This is a genomic window from Mycobacterium decipiens, from assembly GCF_963853665.1.
GTDB lineage: Bacteria > Actinomycetota > Actinomycetes > Mycobacteriales > Mycobacteriaceae > Mycobacterium > Mycobacterium decipiens.
Genome location: NZ_OY970459.1, coordinates 38847 through 57505, shown reverse-complemented (window position 1 = coordinate 57505; position 18659 = coordinate 38847). Strand labels below are relative to the sequence as shown.

Genomic DNA, 18659 nt, shown 5'->3' with positions numbered 1-18659 from the left:
GCTTAAGCTGGCTGCGAGCGTGAATCGAACGACTTAGACGACGAGATTGACCAGTCGGCCAGCAACCACGATCACCTTGCGCGGGGCGGCGCCAGCCAAGAACGCCTGGACCTTGTCGTCAGCCAGGGCGGCGGCTGTCAACGTGTCCTCGTCGGCGTCGGCGGCCACAACCACCCGGCCACGCACCTTTCCGTTCACCTGTACCGGATACTCGACAGTCTCGTCGACGAGGTAGACCGGATCGGCCTTGGGGAACGGGCCGTGCGCCAACGAGCTGGTGTTGCCCATTCGCAGCCACAGTTCTTCCGCGATGTGCGGGGCCAGCGGTGCCAGCATCAGCACAAGTGGCTCCACCGCGGCCCGGGGCACCGCATCACGATGCTTCTTGGTGAGATGGTTGGTGTACTCGATCAACTTCGCCGTTGCAGTGTTATTGCGAAGTGCCGCAAAGTCTTCTGACACGCCGGCGATGGTGCGGTGCAACACCCGCAGCGTGTCGGTGTCCAGTTTCGCACCGTCAGCCACCCGGGTTTCGCCGGTGCGCTCGTCGACGACCAAGCGCCACACTCGCTGCAAAAAGCGGTACGCGCCGACGACATCCTTTGTAGCCCATGGACGTGATGCTTCCAGCGGCCCCATCGACATCTCGTACACCCGCAGCGTGTCCGCCCCGTAGGCATCGCAAATCTCGTCGGGTGATACCGAATTCTTCAGGCTCTTACCGATTTTGCCGAACTCTTGGAAGACTTCGATCTCACCGTCGGGTCCCGGATAGACAAAACTGTCGTCGCGCTCGATCACCTTCTCGGCGGGCACATAAGACCCCCGCGTATCGGTGTAGGCGTAGGCCTGAATGTAACCCTGGTTGACCAGCTTGCGGTAGGGTTCGCGAGAGCTGACGTGACCCAAGTCGTACAAGACCTTGTGCCAGAATCTGGAATACAACAGGTGCAGAACCGCGTGTTCGGCACCACCGACGTACAAGTCGACGCCGCCTGGGTCGTCCGGGCCGTGTTCAGCCGGCCGCGGGCCCATCCAGTAGGCCTCGTTCTCCTTGGCGCAGAACCGCTCTGAGTTATACGGATCGGTGTAGCGCAGTTCATACCAGGAGCTGCCGGCCCACTGCGGCATCACGTTGGTGTCGCGGCTGTAGGGCTTCAGGCCGTCGCCGAGATCGAGTTCGACGTGCACCCACTCGGTGGCCTTGGCCAGCGGCGGCGACGGCTCGCTGTCCGCGTCGTCGGGGTCGAACAACACCGGCGAATAGTCCGGCACATCGGGCAGTTCGACCGGCAGCGCGGCCTCGTGAAGCGCATGCGGGCGTCCGTCACTGTCGTAGACGATCGGGAATGGTTCACCCCAATATCGCTGCCGCGCGAAAAGCCAGTCACGCAGCTTGAATTCGATTCGCGCCCGGCCTCTGCCGTCGGACTCCAAGTGATCGGTGATGGCCTGCTTTGCCGCCGCTACGCTCATACCGTCCAGGTAGCCGGAATTGACCAGGACGCCGTCGCCCACATACGCAGATTCCGAAACATCGCCGCCGGCAATGACTTCCACAACCGGTAGACCAAACTCCCGGGCGAAGTCCCAGTCCCGTTGGTCATGGCCGGGGACCGCCATGATCGCCCCGGTGCCGTACCCGGCCAGCACATAGTCGGCGATGAAGATCGGCACCGGCTCACCGTTGGCCGGGTTGGTGGCGTAGCTGCCCAAGAAGACGCCGGTCTTCTCCCTGCTCTCTTGGCGTTCGAGGTCCGACTTGGCCGCGATCGCGCGCCGGTAGGCGGCGACGGCCTCGCCGGGTGTGCCGCTGCCGTACGTCCACAAGGTGTTGACGCCATCCGGCCAGGCGGCGGTGACCAGTTCGTCGACCAGATCGTGCTCGGGAGCCAGCACCAGATACGTGGCACCGAACAGGGTGTCAGGCCGGGTGGTGAACACTTCAATGTCGACGTCGAAACCGCCATCCCTGGCGGTTCGCGCCGAGAACAGCGCCGCCGCACCGGTGGAACGCCCGATCCAGTTGCGCTGCATCGTCTTGACCTGCTCCGGCCAATCCAGCACGTCGAGGTCGTCGAGCAACCGGTCGGCATAGGCGGTGATCCGCATCATCCATTGCCGCAACCGCTTCCGGAATACCGGGAAGTTACCCCGGTCGCTGCGGCCGTCGGCGGTAACCTCTTCGTTGGCCAGCACCGTGCCCAGCCCCGGGCACCAGTTCACCATCGAATCCGCCCGGTAGACCAGCCGACACTGGTCGATCACATCGGCCCGCTCCCCCGCCGTCAACTTGGCCCACTCCCGGCCGTCATCGAGACTCCTAGCGCCGGAGTCGAACTCGGCAATCAGTTCCGATATCGGGCGCGCCTTGTTGGTTGTGGTGTCGAACCACGCGTGGTAGATCTGCAGGAAGATCCATTGCGTCCACTTGTAGAACTCGACATCGGTGGTCGAGAAGCTTCGTCGGCTGTCGTGGCCAAAACCCAGCCGGCCCAGCTGGCGACGAAAGTTGATGACGTTGGCCTCAGTCCGAGCCCGCGGGTGGGTGCCGGTTTGCACCGCGTACTGCTCAGCGGGCAGCCCGAAGGCGTCGAACCCCAACGCATGCAGTACATTACGGCCCATCATCCGGAAGTAGCGGGCGTAGACATCGGTCGCGATGTAGCCGAGTGGGTGACCGACGTGGAGTCCCTCACCCGACGGGTAGGGGAACATGTCCTGCACGAAGAGCTTGTCGTCGGGCACAAAGGCACCGTCCGTCGGGGCCAGCGAACCGACCGGATTGGGCACGTTGAACGTCCCAAGCCGGGCCCAGTTGTCCTGCCAGGTCCGTTCCAGCCCGGCCGCGAACTCGGCGGTGTAACGGTACCGCGGCGCGTCGGAATCCGCGTCGTCGGCATGGCGCATGCTGCCAGGCGGAGCGGTCGGCGTTTCGGTCACGCCCAACAGGGTATAAGGGCTGCCCACCAGGCTCGGGGTCCGAGCCCCCGGCCACGGGTTGGTCTCGGTTCCGTTGCACAGCGATCAGAGGTTCATCCCAGCTCCATTTCAAGCCTGTGCACCGCCATCGAACGCTGGTTACATTCAGCCTCGACGACGAACACCGTCGCGCGAGGCATTCGGAGGGACCGACGCAAATGATCCAGACCGCGCGCACCTGGCGGGTATTTGCAGGGGGCATGGCCGCCGGTTTCATCGGCGTGGTGCTTGTTGCCGCCGGAACTGCGTCGGCGGATCCCCTGCCGCCACCACCACCGGTCCCGGCGCCGGTCCCGGTGCAGGTGGCAGGCCCTCCTGCGCAGAACCTCACGGTACTTCCGGGAGGGGGCAACAACAGGTTCACGCCGGCACAGGCACCCGCACCGATCGCGTCGCCGATGCCGATCGGCGTGCCCGGGTCGACCGCGGTGGCCCCGATGCCGTCGACCGCGACTCCCGCGGTCAGCGGCACACTGCGGGACTACCTGCACACGAAAGGCGTCCAGCTGGAGGCACAGCGCCCGCAGGGGTTCACTGCGCTCGACATCACCCTGCCGGTGCCGCCGCGCTGGACCCAGGTGCCCGACCCCAACGTGCCCGACGCATTCGCGGTGATCGCCGACCGGTTGGGCAACAGCGTCTACACGTCGAATGCGCAGGTAGTGGTATACAAACTGGTCGGTGACTTCGATCCCGCGGAGGCCATCACACACGGCTACGTCGACAGCCAGAAACTGTTCGCATGGCAGACCACAAACGCCTCGATGGCCAATTTCGGCGGTTTCCCCTCGTCAATCATCGAGGGCACCTACCGCGAAAACGATATGACGCTGAACACCTCGCGACGCCACACCATCGCCACTGCCGGAGCTGATAGGTACCTGGTGTCGTTGTCGGTGACCACCGCGCTGTCGCAGGCGGTCGCCGACGGGCCGGCTACCAACGCGATCATCAATGGATTCCAGGTGGCCGCGCATGTGGCGCCCACTCCGGGGACCGTCCAGGCGCCCCGTTCGGCACCCGTGGGGCTGCCCGGGCAGCCAACGCCTGGTCATCCGCCCCTGGGGATCGTGACACCGATCCCACCGCGCTAGTTCGGGACGAGGCCGATCGACGACACCGGCCGCAGTGGAGCCCGGCGAGCGGATTCGCCGACGGACTCGTATTGTGAGCGAATGTTCATCGCGGGTGTGCTGTGCGTGTGTGCGGCAGCGGCGTCGGCCATGTTCGGCAGCTGGTCCCTTTCCCATGCCCCCACCGCCCACCCCACCGCGCTGGCGCTGCGCGCGATGGCGCCCACCCAGTTGGCAGCCGCGGTAATGCTGGCCGCCGGGGGAGCGGTGGCGCTGGCCGCGCCCGAGCACACCGCGTTGATGGTGATGATCGTCTGCATTGCCGGCGCGGTCGGCACGCTGGCCGCCGGCTCGTGGCAGAGCGCCCAATACGCGCTGCGCCGCGTGCCCGCCCGCCCCCAGGCCAACTGCGGCGGCGACTGCGCGGCCTGCACCCTGGCCTGCCACTAAACGGCCGTGCGTCCAACGACGTGTTGCAGCGGCTGAAAGCGATCCCGGTCGACGCGTTTCTGTTGGCCCTGGCCGCGACCGTGGCCGTTGCCGCACTGCTGCCGGCTCGCGGCACGGCTGCAGAGGTCGTGTCCATCGCCGCCAAAGCGGCAATCGCGTTGCTGTTCTTCCTTTACGGCGCCCGGTTGTCGCCGCAGCAGGCCTGGCACGGTTTCCGTCAGTGGCGGCTGCATTTGCTGGTACTGACCACCACCTTCGTGGTTTTCCCGGTGCTCGGGCTGGCCGCTCGAGCACTGGTGCCCTCGGTGCTGACCATCGATCTATACAACGGGGTGCTGTTTTTGTGTCTCCTGCCGTCGACGGTGCAGTCCTGTGTCGCGTTCACGGCGATCGCGCGGGGTCACGTCTCGGCAGCCGTGGTCAGCGCATCGTTGTCCAACATCCTCGGGCTGGTGCTCACCCCGCTGTTGGTGGTGCTGCTGATGCACACCGGCACCGGCGTCCGCGTCAACGGCAGCTCGATTGGCGAGATAGTGCTGCAGTTGCTGTTGCCGTTCGGGTTGGGCCAGTTGGCACGACCAAGGCTGGTATCGATCGTCGACCGGCATCCGATGGCGCTCAAGGTGGTCGATCGAGGGTCCATCCTGCTGGTCGTCTACACGGCCTTTTCGGAGGGAGTGGTCAAGGGAGTTTGGGCCAGCGTCGACCCGTGGCATTTGGTGTCGCTGACCGGTGTCGCCATCGTGCTACTCGCTGTGGTGCTGATCTGGACCGCCGGGGTCGGCCGGTTCGCCCGGTTCGACCGCGGTGACGCGATCGTGCTGCTGTTCTGCGGTTCGAAGAAAAGCCTCGCCTCCGGCCTTCCGATGGCCTTGGTGCTTTTTGACCCCGCGACAGTCGGGTTGATCATGTTGCCGCTGATGATCTTTCACCAGGTCCAATTGGTCGCGTGTGCGCTGATCGCGAACAGGCTTGCGCGAGAACGCAACCCGCAAGCCCGCTCGACGGGGCCAAGGCGGCAGGTGGGGGCGGAGTCTTAGTTCCGGCTGAGGTCGATCGGGTGGGTGGCCAGCAGCGACAGGGGGAGCGGCTGCCGTCGCAGCACCTGCCCCCACAGGTCGGCTCGCGGCCCCACTAGAACGTCAGATGGCAACGCCGACAACACAATCCAGTCGTCGCGTTCGATTTCACCTTCGAGCTGACCGATAGTCCAGCCGGAATACCCGGCGTAGATCCGCACCCCTTCCACCGCCGCCGCGATCATCTCGGGTTCGGCGTCCAGGTCGACCATCACCATCCGGCCCGCTACGTGTCTCAGGCCAGGCAAGCCCTCCGGATCGGCGCCGACCCGCAGTATCGCCAGACACAGAGCCGCGTCGCGCTTCACCGGCCCGCCGATGAACATCGTCTTCGGCTTGGCCGCCAGTTTGGCCCACTGCGGCAACACGTTGTAGACAGCGGTCTCGCTGGGCCGGTTGAGTACCACACCCAGGGTGCCGCCCTCGTTGTGCTCGACGATGTAGATCACACTGCGGCGAAACGTCGGTTCGAGGAGATCGGTGTTGGCCAGCAGCAGGGTGCCCGCTCGCACCCGTTGTGCGGCGGGTGCGACATGATCCTCGGGGTCTTCGTGCGGCGCCACCTGACCATCATCGCACCCGCTGTCGCATCGCCCGGGGCAAACAAGCAGGGTCAGCGAATATTTGTACTGTGGTTGGGGCGGCACACGGCGGACCGAACCTCGCCGGTGCCCAGGGTTGGAAGTGGGTTGGTGATTCGCTCCCGGATGCACGCGCGCGCACCCGTTGATGTTTGGCGGTCGGTGCGCGGGTTGCCTGACTTCTGGCGCCTGCTGCAGGTGCGCATTGCTAGTCAGTTCGGTGACGGCCTGTTTCAGGCGGGGCTGGCCGGAGCGTTGCTGTTCAACCCGGACCGGGCGGCCGACCCGATGGCCATCGCGGGGGCCTTCACGGTGCTGTTTCTGCCCTACTCGCTGCTGGGACCCTTCGCCGGCGCGCTGATGGACCGGTGGGATCGGCGGTGGGTGCTGGTCGGCGCCAACACCGGCCGACTGGTCCTGATCGCCGGGGTCGGCGCGATTCTCGCGGTCGGAGCCGGTGATGTGCCGCTGCTGATTGCAGCGCTGGTCGCCAACGGCTTGGCGCGATTTGTCGCCTCGGGACTGTCTGCGGCGCTGCCCCACGTGGTGCCGCGCGAACAGGTCGTCACGATGAATTCGGTGGCCATCGCGTCGGGCGCGGTCTCGGCGTTCCTGGGCGCCAACTTCATGTTGTTGCCCCGCTGGCTCCTCGGCGGCGGCGACGAGGGGGCCGCCGTGATCGTGTTCCTCGTGGCGATTCCCGTGTCGATCGCGCTGCTGGGGTCGCTGCGGTTCGGCCCGCGGGTTCTCGGCCCGGACGACTCCCAGCGCGCGATCCACGGATCGGTTGTGTATGCGGTCATCACCGGCTGGCTACACGGCGCGCGCACCGTGGTACAGCTTCCGTCGGTCGCCTCCTGCCTGTCCGGATTGGCAGCGCACCGGATGGTGGTCGGCATCAACTCGCTGGTGATGTTGCTGTTGGTCCGGCACGTGACCGCTCCGGCGATCGGGGGGTTGGGTACCGCACTGCTGTTCTTCGCGGCCACCGGTCTGGGAGCCTTTCTGGCCAACGTGCTGACCCCGGCCGCGATACGGCACTGGGGGCGTTACGCCACCGTCAATGGTGCGTTGGCGGCGGCGGCGGCCGTCCAGTTCGCCGGCGCCGGGTTGCTGCTGCCGGTGATGGTGGTGTGCGGCTTCTTTCTCGGCATAGCCGGCCAGGTGATCAAACTGGCTGCCGATTCGGCGATGCAGATGGACGTCGACGACGCGCTACGCGGGCATGTCTTCGCCGTGCAGGACGCGCTGTTTTGGGTCTCCTACATCCTCGCCATCACCGTGGCCTCGGTCTTGATTCCCGGGGACGGGCACGCCCCCATGTTTTTGTTGTTCGGGTCGGTGCTCTATCTGGCCGGGCTGGCGGTTCATAGCATCGTCGGCCGACGCGGCCAACCCGCGATCGATCGCTAAGGTACATAGTGATTTCCCGGGCCCAGTGTCCCTTCAGGAGGCGATGATGGCCGATCCAGGGCCGTTCGTGGCTGACCTACGTGCCGAAAGCGACGACCTCGATACCCTGGTGGCGGCCCTGCCGGCGGATCGCTGGGCGGACCCGACGCCCGCGCCGGGATGGACCATCGCGCACCAGATCGGACACCTGTTGTGGACCGACCGAGTCGCGTTGACGGCGGTCACCGACGAGGCCGGGTTCGCCGAGACGTTGGCCGCCGCGGGGGCCAATCCCGCCGGCTTCGTTGACGCCGCCGCCGAGGAACTGGCTGCCGTAGCGCCCGCCGAACTGCTCACCGACTGGCGGGTTACCCGCGGGCGGCTGCACGAGGCATTGCTGGCGGTTGCCGACGGCCGCAAATTGCCCTGGTTCGGGCCGCCGATGAGCGCCGCGTCGATGGCAACCGCGCGGTTGATGGAGACCTGGGCGCATGGGCTAGACGTCGCCGACGCCGTCGGCATCACCCGGCCCGCCACCGAGCGACTACGGTCGATCGCGCATCTTGGGGTACGCACCCGCGACTACGCGTTCGCCGTCAACAACCTGGCCCCGCCGGCCGGGTCGTTTTTGGTCGAGCTGCGTGGACCCGGCGGTGACACCTGGTCCTGGGGGCCATCCGATGCGGTCCAGCGCGTCACCGGATCCGCCGAGGACTTCTGCTTTCTGGTCACCCAGCGACGCGCGCTGCGCACGCTAGACGTCAAGGCGGTAGGGGAGGAGGCGCAACGGTGGCTCGAGATCGCGCAAGCCTTCGCCGGACCACCGGGCCCCGGTCGATGAGCGCGTGAGGGCGCGAAGAGAGCCGGGGCCCACCAACTCAAGCCCCGGTCGATGAGCGCGTGAGGGCGCGAAGAGAGCCGGGCCCACCAACTCAAGCCCCGGTCGATGAGCGCGTGAACGCGCGCCTACGGGTGTGACGTCGATGTCTGCGTAGCCGGGTCGGTTTGGCTGATCCGACACCCCGACTTCGTCGTGAGCGAGGACGCGACCTGGCTTCCTAGCTTGAATTCGACACCGCCGGGACCAGAGACGTAGGCATCGTGGTCGCCGGGTCCGTCCTTCACAACGCCGAAGTTGTTGGCGCCCAACTGTTTCGCGTTGTCCTAGACAATCCGCACGGCCTGTGGCGACTTGTTGTCGGGATCGGTCCACTGAAACCAGCCACAAAGTACGCCGCCTTCGTCCTGGTCCATACGTATTTGCCGGCGCACCCGCGCCGGCTGTCGATGTCCATCGACCACGTCAGTCCGGGCACTAGCGCCGCGATGGCAGGTAGCTGTGTGGAGACACTGTGCCGCTCGCAATTCCGCGGCGTTGCGCCAATCCATGAATGTGAACCCGAAGACGCCCGAAACCGGCAGTCCCCGCGTCGGATCGCCCGACCCGGAGCGACCATGCTCGGCCTTGCTGCGACACCGGTTGCCCCCCAACTGCGGCAAACCAGGATCGACGAGGATCGTCGCCCTTTCCCAGCCCCTGGTAACGCTGTCGACACGTCAGTTCACCGGACCCCACCTTGTTGTTGGACATAGACGACGTCAGCCCGGGGATATGCACGTCGTCCGGCCACCACGTGGTTTACCGTGATCCCTTATTGGGGTTTTCGACGTCGCGCCGCTGATCGAGTGATGGGGTGTAGTGGAGGAACCAAGGGCCAGCCAGACCGCGCCGGGTTCGCGTGCGGGTTCGAGATTTGGGCACTACCTGCTGAAACGGCTGCTGGGGCGGGGCGGCCACGGCGAGGTCTACGAGGCCGAAGACACACTCATGCACCGCGCGGTAGCGCTGAAGCTGATCGCGGTGCCCTACGCGCAGAACCCGGTATTCCGGCAGCGGCTGTACCGGGAAGCGCGCACCGCGGGTGGGTTGCATGAGCCCCATGTGGTGCCCATCCACCAATGCGGCGAGATCGACGGTCAGCTCTACATCGACATGCGGCTTATCGATGGCACAGATTTGCAGACCATGCTGGCTCGAGCGGGTCCGCTGGATCCGGCGCAAGCCGTCGCGATCGTGCGCCAGGTCGCCGCCGCGCTGGATGCCGCCCACACCGGCCAGGTGACCCACCGCGATGTCAAACCGGCCAACATTCTGCTTACCGACGACGATTTCGCCTGCCTGGTGGACTTCGGTCTGGCCAACGCCGCTGCCGACGCCCCGCTGACCAGTAGCGGCATCGCAATCGGAACGTTTGCCTATATGTCGCCCGAGCGGCTGCAGATCGCAGAGGTGGGACCGAGCAGCGACGTCTATGCGCTGGCCTGCGTGCTGTATGAATGCCTGACTGGCTTCCCGCCCTATGGCAGGGGCAATGTTCCCGCGCTGATCACCGCGCATCTGACCGCGCCGATCCCACGCCCGAGCCAGCACCGCCCACAGATCCCGCCAGGCTTGGACGACGTCATCGCACGAGGTATGGCCAAGAACCCTGCCGACCGCTACCCCACCGCCGGAGACCTCGCCGAAGCCGCGGACGAGGCTCTGACCACGCACGACCACACCGAACTTGTGGTCGCCGATACCCAATCCGCCGGCATACCCCCAGCGAAAACCGTGCCCGGCGCCGGCCTGCCCAGCGCTGAGCTATTGGATACCCCTCCGGCTCCGCCCCGGCTCCGATGTCGGCCCCCACCATCCGACCCGCAAACGCCGAGCGCATCGTCAACATTGCCGTGGCTCCGGAAGTACCGTCGGGTGGCGATCGCACTGGGCTCAGTCGCTGCGCTCGTTATGGTGGCCGCGGTCACCGCTGTCGTCGTTGGACGCGGGTCAAGGCAACAGACCACACCGCCTTCCGCCCTGTCGCCCAGTGCGGATGGTCCGAGGCAGGTCGAGCTGCCGTTCGGCGATCTCAGCATTCCCGACGGAATCGCGGTGGACAAAGCCGGCAACGTCTATGTCACCGACGACGGCACCAACCAGGTATTTAGGCTCGCGGCCCGCTCGAACACCCCGACGGCAATGCCGTTCACGGGTTTGACCGATCCCGACGGTCTTACCGTGGATAGCGGCGGCACCGTCTACCTCGCAGACGGCGGCCTTGACGGTTCCCCCAAGGTGCTCAAGCTCGCTGCCGGGTCTGACACCCAAACCGAGGTGCCGTTAGCCGGGCTGACAAGTCCCTGGGATGTGGCAGTAGACGCCGCCGGCAATATCTACGTCAGTGACGGCATCAACCGGGTGCTCAAACTCCCGGTGAGGTCGGACACTCAGGTCAAGTTGCCGTTCACCGGGATCAACGTTCCCTACGGGGTGGCGGTGGACGCCATCGGCAGCGTCTACGTCACCGACGGCGGCAACAACCGGGTGCTGAAATTGCCAGCGGGTTCCAACACCCAAGTCAAGCTGCCATTCACCGACCTCGATGTTCCGAAGGGTGTCGAGGTCGACGCCGAAGGCAACGTCTACATCACCGACAGCCACCACAACCGGGTGCTCAAACTACCGGCGGGGTCAAGCACCCAAGTGGAACTGCCATTCACTGGCCTCAAAGGCCCAGAAGCGGTCGCGGTCGACAGCGCGGGCAACGTCTACGTTGCCGACATCGACAACAATCGGGTGGTGAAACTGCCGGCCGGCTAGATCGCGCCCACCATAGCCGGGATGCACCCGTGCGGACGCTACGCGAGAGGTTGGTGCGCGCGCCGGCGTGCCCGGGTCGCGTCAGCTTGGATTCGATTGTCGGACAACAAATGTTCCGCTGCCAGGCCCTCGCACCGTCCGCTCACCTGGGTCGCTGCACGTATCCAGTGCGCCGGACCGATCTGAAACACCCCTACCTCGGGTCCATCGGGTCGCGGTCGACAACGACGCGCGCGCAGGCCACGGCCTCCCGGTCGGCATCGCTGCCGGGTCCGCGCGCCAGCATTCCCGCCGGCGTCATCGGCATCGGTGTACCACCCATCCCCGTCGAGGCGGTGGGGCCACGCACTTCGGCGGCATTGAGGACACCGGCGCGCAAGCTGGTCGGTCTACCACCGGCTTCCGGCTCGAAGCTGCTGGTGGGCCGGGTATAGCTGGTCAGTCCGGCACCGGGGAACCCGCCCCCTCCGCCCGCGCTGCCAGCCGCCGCGCCACCGCCGGTCACCACCGGCTCGGCGATCGCCCCTGCCGTGGCGGCATTCGGTGCTGCGGCGGCCGGAAACATCCCGCCCAGCGACTGCATCATGCTCTGTGGCAGGCTAGTGAAGCCCTGGAACGCCTGCATCGGCGCCTGGGCCATCTCCTTCAGCGGTTCGGTCGCACTGGAAACCAGCTGCATTGGTTGCTGCATCAGCGAACCGAGCTGGCCCGTCGCATCCGCGGGTGAGGACGCCGTCTGCCCCACGGCCTGGGTTGCCTGACCCGATACCTGCGCCGCATTGTTCATGCCGGTCTGCGCGGCCGCTTGGGCCACCGCCTCGCCCGCCGCGGCGGGTGCCGCGGGCGATGCGCCCAGCGGCGCGATCGGCGGCGGAACGGCCAACGCGGCCACCAACGCGCTCAGTGCGCCCGAGTACGCCCAGCCCACGCTCGAATTGTGCGGCCAATGTTCGCCGAAATACTCCGTGTCACGTTCGACGATGCCCGGGGTGTTCTGGCCGAAGAAGTTGGTCGCATTCAACGCGGTCCACTCGTCCCGGTTGGTCTGCGAGACCGCCGACGGGATAACCGATGACCTCGCGATCGTGAAGGCCTCCACGGCGGCTTGAGTGATGGTGATCTTCTCCGCGGTCCAGCCCACCAATGTCTGCAATCCGGCATTGAGGCCGGTGGCGGCCAGCATCGACGCGACCGCACCGAATCCCTGCCACTGCGCGGCGGTGGCCAACGCGTTGACCGCCGAAAGGCCTGCCGACAGTGCCTTGTTGGCGGTCTCGGTGACCCACACCGTGTTGTTAGCGATCACCGTCGCTGGCGAACCGGCTTCCAGGGTCGCCGCGATGGCTTCCGGCGGACCTGTCCACCTGGGGTCGGGCATTCTTGTTACAGCCCCAAGTTGGCCGCGCGAAGTCCTTCGGTGGCGACGCTGGTGGCAGCGGCCAGGCCCTGCGCGCCGGCGAAGGCAACCCGCTGCCCGACATGTTCGGCGGCGCTGGCAAGGTAGGCCGCACCTGCGGCGTTCAACGCGGCGGCAAACTCCGCGGAATCGGCGTCGGGCGCCATCGGCAGCACACCGGTGAGCGCGGCCGCGCCGGCCGCGGTGGTGGCCGCCATCTCCTCGCTGATTCCAGTCTCCGCAGCCGCCGACACATCAACGGCTCCCGGATCGATATCGAACAAACCGCCCATATCTACCTCCCCGTCCAATTGCACAGCGCACCTTCACGAACCAGGGTGCCCCCACGGGCCGGTGACCGGCCTTGTTGCATCCACCCGGAGATCTCGGTGGAATCGCCTGAGTCTAAGGTGGTCGGTCGTTGCTGTCGACTCACCTGCTATTGCGGTGTTCCCACCAGCACTCCTTCGATCACGCCGTCGGTGGTGACCAGCAAGCCACGCCCGGGAGGTAGTTGCTGGGCGCTGATCCTGCCGAACACTTTCACCGCCGCCGGGTCGTTGTCCATAAACAGTGAGAGCGCGCGCGAGCCCGTCATCTTCTGCAGGAACGGATTGGTTACCGAGACACCCGCCCAGTTGCCGGGCAGACGCGAGGCGATGACGTGCAAACCGATTTCGCGGCTGCGTTCGATCAATCCCCACAACGGCATTGTGGCCGCGGCCTTGCCGACGACACCGGTCGGTCGGAGTTCGTGTTCGTCGTCGATCAAGACGAAATGGTGCGGGCCTTCCCAGGTGCTCCGCTCGAGCAGTTCCTCCTGGCTTAGACCAGCAGGGGGAAGGCGGTCACGCAGGGTCTGCGCCAACTCGCCGATCACCTCGTCGATGTCGTCGGGTGTATAAGCGTAGGCCCGCACGTGCGGGCCTACGATCTTGCCGATGAGCGAGGTCTTGGGATCGATGATGGTGATCTGGGCTTGCTCGGGGGTGAACCGCGTGCTGATCGTTTGCCCGAATACCGCCAAAGTCGCGGTCTTCCCACACAACTGGCGGCCCACCACCAGCATGTTCGGCGCGACTCGGGCCGGCAGGATCGCAGGCTGCAGCGCGGTCTCGCCGAGCGCGAATGGGATGTTCAGTGGATCCGCCGCTGCCGCGGCACCTTCGAACGCGGCGTGTACTTCGCGGATCTCGATCCGCTCGGGCAGCCGGGCCAACTTCTCCAGCCTGCCGATACCGGTTCGCTCGGCGATGAGCCGGCCGATCTCGCGCGTCGTCAACCGTTCGCCGGTGATCCCGGTGATCTCCGGCACTCCGACCAACAACTCGTAGCCATCCCGGGTTATGCCGAAACCAGGCCGGTTCAATGTGTTGCGGGCGGCCTTTTTTCGCTCAAAGTTGTCGCCCATCTGCGTCTCATCGGGATTACTCAAGCGCAGTTGGATGCGAGCGTTGGACACGTTGACCAGTTGCTGCTTCTGTCCGACCAGCCACGCTGTGGCGCTGGTGATGATGTGCACTCCGTACGACAGGCCTTGGCGAGCGATGGCAATGGCACGCTCGCCCATGGCGGCGTCCTTGTCGTGCATGTCGCTGAAGTTGTCGATGACCAGGAAGACGTCGCCGAACTTGTCGTCGGGATCGGTCCCGGCCCCGGCGTCCATGCCGAACCGTCGCTCCCGGAACTCCGAGATGTCGATCTGGTACTTCTTGAACGACGCCTCGCGGGCGCGGATCAACCCCTCGATCGAGGCTATGGTCCGAGACACTCCCTCGCCGTCGGTCTGGCTGACCACCGACGCCACGTGCGGGAGCTCTTCGACCGGATACAGCGACGCCCCGATGCAGAAGAACGTCACCCGGTCCGGCCGATACATCAAGGCCGCCGAGGTCATCAACGTCATCAAGGTGGTGGATTTACCACGCTGAGCCGTCGCGACCACCATGATGTTGTCCATCTCGGCGTGGATCACGTGCACCCGTTGCGCATGTTCTTCGGGAATGTCGACAATTCCAACCGGGAATATCAGGCCGGGGTTTTGCCCATAGCCGACATCCCATGGCCGGCCGCGCCAACGGGCCACCAGCGCATCGATCGGCTCACTGACTTCCAAAGGCGGGAGCCAGATTTGGTGTGGGGGGCGCGCGGGATGCGAGACCAGCGACTCCCGGATGACATCGACGAGCTTCTTCTTCCGGAACCCGTCGGAGTGGAAGAGAAACTCGTCGGGCTGTTCGGGCTCGTCGGCGACGGCCAAAGCGGCGCTATCGGCTTCGCTGAGCGGCTGATACGCCCAAGTATAGGCGCGGGGTTTCGAAAAGCTCACGGCCACAGTCTTGTCGGTATTCGCGACCCGCTTCGGCACCACGAATGGTGCCGACACGTAGAAGCAGCGGAACTGCTCGAGATCTCGCGGCCCGACTTTGAGTAGCGCGTAGCCGTTCTCCTTCGACGGAAGATGCAGCGCCGAGTCACTGCCGATCACGTCGCGGGAGTCCTCCGCCGTCTCAGCACGCAGAGCCACCCGAAAAGCTATGTTGCTCTTTACCTTGCTCAGCGACGACAGATCCAATCGCTGACCACCGAGGGTGAAGAACACGTTGCAGCCGCGACCCTCCTGCCCGATATGAATGACCAAATCGATCCACTCCGGATGGTGAATGAACAACTCGAGATACTCGTCGATGATCACCAGCAGAATTGGAACGGGCTCCAGCTCCCTTCCGGCGAGCCGCATCTCTTCGTACTCGTTGGCGTCACGTGCCCCGGCATCCTTGAAAAGCCGGTAACGCCGCGCGATCTCGCCGTTGATGGATTTGCGCATCCGCTCCGCCAGGTGGCGCTCGTCCTTGCCAAGGTTGGACAGCGAGCCGGCGACATGGGGAAATCCTTGCAGGTCCTGGGCCGCCGACTCGAACTTCATATCGACGAAGATCACGATGAACGTTTCTGGCGAATGGGTCAGCGCGATCCCGCTGCACAACGATAGGAAGTACTCCGACTTGCCCGAACCTGACGTGCCGATCACCACCGAGTGGAAGCCATAGCCACCAAAGTCCTTGGCGCGCAATATGACATACTGCAGATCGCCGCCTTGCTTGATGCCGACGGGCACCATCGCCCACTTCGAATCCCCCCGACCACGGCTCTCGGCCCAGAGCCTGTCGACATCCAGTTCCCGCGGATCGGTGATACCCAACGCCCTTAGTAGTTCGCCGCCTTGACTGTCGGTTTCGGACAGTTCCCCGGCACTCATCGGCGACCAGCGGGCCAGCGCCCGCGCGTACCTGTTCGCCGTGCTCTCGGGGAGCAAGTCCGCCCTGGCATAGAAGGTGCTGCGGTGGGTGACCCTGCCTTCGTGCAGGGCGAAGCGTTGACTCTCGTCGGCGAAGCCGACACCGACACCGACCCGGGTCGCCAACCGCAGCACCGTGATACCAGCCATGCCCTTCTGCCCGGTTACCCCTTCCCATTGCTCCGGGGTGCCCAGGTTGTCGTCGACAATCACCCAGTGCGGACCCAGCCCCGAGCCGGTGGTCGACTCGATGGGCGACGGCATCGAACTCGGACTGGTCCCCACCGGTGGCGTCCACGGTCCGCGGCCCTTGCGGTGCAGCTCTGCGTCGAGTGCCTCCTCCAACTCGGTCGGCGATGCAAACACCAGCCGACGCAGTCCGCACGCGTCGAACATCTCATCATGCTGGTTGTGCGGTAGCCACACCAACCATGACCACAGCTCGGGATGACGGGTGACCACCATGAGCTTCAAATCACGCGGGCTGTGATAGACCGCAAGCGAACACAGCATCGCCCGCGCCAGACCGTGCAGCTCTCTCGGATCCTCACCGATGAAACTGAATCCAGGTTTGGATCGCAGGCACAGCACCTTACCCATCCCGCGAATCTTGCTCTGTTCGAGGATGAAATCCCGAAGCGCACCGCCGGTTACGGGTTCGAGTTCTTCGCCGACCGGCACATCGGGCCACTGCAACGAAACCGCCGATTCGCCGGCCTGCTCCACACCGATCCCCAGGCGGACGTCGAGGAAGTCCGTGTCGCTGGTGCGCCGCTCCCACATCCGCGGACCGCCGATGATCGTGTCCAACTGCCGCGGATCACCGTGTACGAGAAGCTGACTACGGCGCTGTTCTTGGGCGCCGCGCTGTACCTCGTCGCGGTCCTCGTCAAGCTGACGCAGGTAGCTGCGGCGCTGGCGTTCTTGCTCTCCCCAGCTGATCCGGCGCCCGCGCCCGAACCGGCCACCGAACATGAGCGCTCCGAACCCGACCAGGCCGATCATCGGGAAGAACCCCGACTGCAACGACCGAATCCCGGAGGCATACATCACCACCAGCGTGCCGATGATCCCAACCAGGAGCGCGGGCAGCGCGATCATCAGCAGAATGTTTCGCGGTTCACGTTCCGGCAACGCCAGCGGAGCGGCTACCGCGACTCGCACCGGCGGGACATTCGGCGGTGGCGTGCGGGTGCCACGCACATATCCTCGCTTGGACATCACTAACCCCCGACACTCTGCTCGTTGGACTCGGGAATCGGCGCCACCGCACCGCCTCCGGGGATCGCGTCGCGCGCAACCAGAGCAGCCTCGCGGCTGATCGCCGGGCCCGGTGCGAAGGTGCGGACGATCGGCCAGGGCGCTTGGACGGCAAAGCGTGGATCCAGCCCCAGTGCCGGCAGGGTCCGTTGATCCGACTGGACGCCATACCGAACACCCTGCGGTGAAAGCCAATACAAACTTTCCCGGCTGGCGGCCGTGGCAACACCGCTCGTCGTCGCAACGAAATTCGCCGCCCCCGGCAACACCAGCGTCTGGTGTGCCTCGGAGGAATCAGGGTTACGGTTGTCGCGGACAAGCTGCACCAACCGGGAATCCATGCCGATCGGAACCGGCAGGCCGCGGCCGCTGAAGATGGTGATCCTGGCCTGCGGGTCGCTGGACTGCTTCTCCCAACTGACACACGTTACGGGATTTGCCGATGGGTCAACGAATTCCAGATCCGCCGTCGGGTAGTAGTCGACATTGAGCACGTCTACTAGCGGGATCTGGATCAGCTTGTCCGGGGTGACCAACGTCGGCGTCGGCGAGCCCTGCGAATCCCCGGTACGCAACAGGTCGGCGACAAAACTGGTGATCTTCTGCACTCCACCCGGCAGCAACGCATAGAATCCGTTGACCGAACCGCTTGAGTCGCGGGATTCCAGCACGGCACCCACCGTCGACCCGGGCAACCATCGCGACGGTGAACCCGCTTCCGGAATCGCCGGTAGGACAATCGGTTCCGTTGACGGCATGGCGTCAAAGAGCGCATTGGAGATCTCGATCGGATACGTCACGCCGGGATCGAGGCCGAGATTGAACGTCACCGTCCGGTCAGTTGGGTCGATGCGCGACCGTTGCCCTCCCCAGATCACATAGGTTGCACCGTCGTGGGTTGCGAGGATGGCTTGCCCCGGCCGCATCGCCGCGGCCCGGCCGATCGGCGAGAGCTGGCCGGCGATGGACGTCACCGTCGGCGCCGCCGGGCTGCCGGTGGTGGCCGCGGTGTCGCAGACCGACCATGCCGAGATGGCACTGGGCGTGATGGGCAGGCTGTCGGGTACACCGGGTATACCGATCAGTGGACCGGTCGCGTACTTGGCGACCTCGCCGGCACTGACCCACGTAGGGGTCGCTGCGGTGCCTACCGCCAATCGCGCGGAGGTCAGGTTGAGTGCTGGGTAGAGCCGTCCGTTGATCTTTGCGTAGACCGCACCGGTGTCGCGGTTGCCAATGATTGCCGACCGGCCGATCAATCCCGCGGGCTTCATGATATTGAGCAGGGCCATCCAGCCAACGCCGATCAGGACGAGCACGATCGACAGTGCCACCGCTGCTTGCTGTTTGCGATCGTCGTGCTTCATGCGAACAGAAAATCGGGTAATGGCCGCTCGCAAGCGCCGGTTGTAGAACAGGTGCCCCGAGTTCTGATCTCGGTTGGAAAGATTCAGTGGCACAGTCATTCTCCTTCCGGTGGCCGCTACGGATCCGGGTGCGGAATC

Annotated in this window: 14 protein-coding genes; 6 read left to right on the top strand and 8 right to left on the bottom strand. The window is 65.5% G+C overall.

Annotation, left to right across the window (positions count from 1 at the left end; all coding sequences use genetic code 11):
• Positions 1-33: 33 nt before the first annotated feature.
• Positions 34-2943, bottom strand: a complete 2910-nt coding sequence (gene leuS / locus AADZ55_RS00260; protein WP_085325562.1) for a leucine--tRNA ligase — start codon at positions 2941-2943, stop codon at positions 34-36.
• Between the two features lie 197 nt (positions 2944-3140).
• Between leuS and AADZ55_RS00255 the strand changes: the two genes are divergently transcribed.
• The 3 genes from AADZ55_RS00255 (at position 3141) to AADZ55_RS00245 (ending at position 5545) form a co-directional block, all read left to right on the top strand.
• Positions 3141-4076 carry an LpqN/LpqT family lipoprotein gene (locus AADZ55_RS00255; protein WP_085325491.1) on the top strand — a complete coding sequence of 312 codons (936 nt, stop codon included), beginning with the start codon at positions 3141-3143 and terminating at the stop codon, positions 4074-4076.
• Between the two features lie 81 nt (positions 4077-4157).
• A complete protein-coding gene (locus AADZ55_RS00250) occupies positions 4158-4505 on the top strand; it encodes a hypothetical protein (RefSeq protein ID WP_085325490.1) in 348 nt (115 codons plus the stop codon).
• A 23-nt stretch (positions 4506-4528) separates the two neighbouring features.
• Complete coding sequence (locus AADZ55_RS00245) at positions 4529-5545, top strand: bile acid:sodium symporter family protein (RefSeq protein WP_085325561.1); 1017 nt, start codon at positions 4529-4531, stop codon at positions 5543-5545.
• Here the strand turns inward: AADZ55_RS00245 and AADZ55_RS00240 are convergent.
• Positions 5542-6147 (bottom strand): YqgE/AlgH family protein, encoded by a 606-nt coding sequence (locus AADZ55_RS00240; protein ID WP_085325489.1) that lies wholly within the window; start codon positions 6145-6147, stop codon positions 5542-5544. The genes AADZ55_RS00245 and AADZ55_RS00240 overlap by 4 nt on opposite strands.
• Before the next feature lie 105 nt (positions 6148-6252).
• Here AADZ55_RS00240 and AADZ55_RS00235 point away from each other — a divergent pair, with 105 nt between their 5' ends.
• Positions 6253-7578 (top strand): MFS transporter, encoded by a 1326-nt coding sequence (locus AADZ55_RS00235; RefSeq protein WP_085325560.1) that lies wholly within the window; start codon positions 6253-6255, stop codon positions 7576-7578.
• Positions 7579-7624: 46 nt separating this feature from the next.
• Positions 7625-8398 (top strand): TIGR03084 family metal-binding protein, encoded by a 774-nt coding sequence (locus tag AADZ55_RS00230; protein WP_085325559.1) that lies wholly within the window; start codon positions 7625-7627, stop codon positions 8396-8398.
• 125 nt (positions 8399-8523) lie between these two features.
• Here AADZ55_RS00230 and AADZ55_RS23435 read toward each other — a convergent pair whose 3' ends face one another.
• The gene (locus tag AADZ55_RS23435; RefSeq protein ID WP_423202342.1) at positions 8524-8682 is read right to left on the bottom strand and encodes an LppA family lipoprotein; all 159 of its coding nucleotides are present in this window, start codon (positions 8680-8682) and stop codon (positions 8524-8526) included.
• Positions 8679-8852 carry a hypothetical protein gene (locus AADZ55_RS23430; protein WP_423202411.1) on the bottom strand — a complete coding sequence of 58 codons (174 nt, stop codon included), beginning with the start codon at positions 8850-8852 and terminating at the stop codon, positions 8679-8681. Before AADZ55_RS23430 ends, AADZ55_RS23435 begins: the two co-directional genes overlap by 4 nt.
• Positions 8853-9256: 404 nt before the next feature.
• Here AADZ55_RS23430 and AADZ55_RS00220 point away from each other — a divergent pair, with 404 nt between their 5' ends.
• Positions 9257-11200, top strand: a complete 1944-nt coding sequence (locus AADZ55_RS00220; RefSeq protein WP_085325488.1) for a serine/threonine-protein kinase PknD — start codon at positions 9257-9259, stop codon at positions 11198-11200.
• 193 nt (positions 11201-11393) lie between these two features.
• Here the strand turns inward: AADZ55_RS00220 and AADZ55_RS00215 are convergent, their stop codons facing one another.
• From AADZ55_RS00215 to eccB, 4 genes are all read right to left on the bottom strand, one after another.
• Positions 11394-12578 carry a PPE domain-containing protein gene (locus AADZ55_RS00215; RefSeq protein WP_085325487.1) on the bottom strand — a complete coding sequence of 395 codons (1185 nt, stop codon included), beginning with the start codon at positions 12576-12578 and terminating at the stop codon, positions 11394-11396.
• 5 nt (positions 12579-12583) lie between these two features.
• The gene (locus tag AADZ55_RS00210) at positions 12584-12889 is read right to left on the bottom strand and encodes a PE domain-containing protein (protein ID WP_085325486.1); all 306 of its coding nucleotides are present in this window, start codon (positions 12887-12889) and stop codon (positions 12584-12586) included.
• Between the two features lie 146 nt (positions 12890-13035).
• Positions 13036-17115, bottom strand: a complete 4080-nt coding sequence (eccCa, locus tag AADZ55_RS00205; protein WP_085325558.1) for a type VII secretion protein EccCa — start codon at positions 17113-17115, stop codon at positions 13036-13038.
• Between the two features lie 2 nt (positions 17116-17117).
• Positions 17118-18614, bottom strand: a complete 1497-nt coding sequence (gene eccB / locus AADZ55_RS00200; RefSeq protein ID WP_085325557.1) for a type VII secretion protein EccB — start codon at positions 18612-18614, stop codon at positions 17118-17120.
• Positions 18615-18659 lie beyond the last annotated feature (45 nt).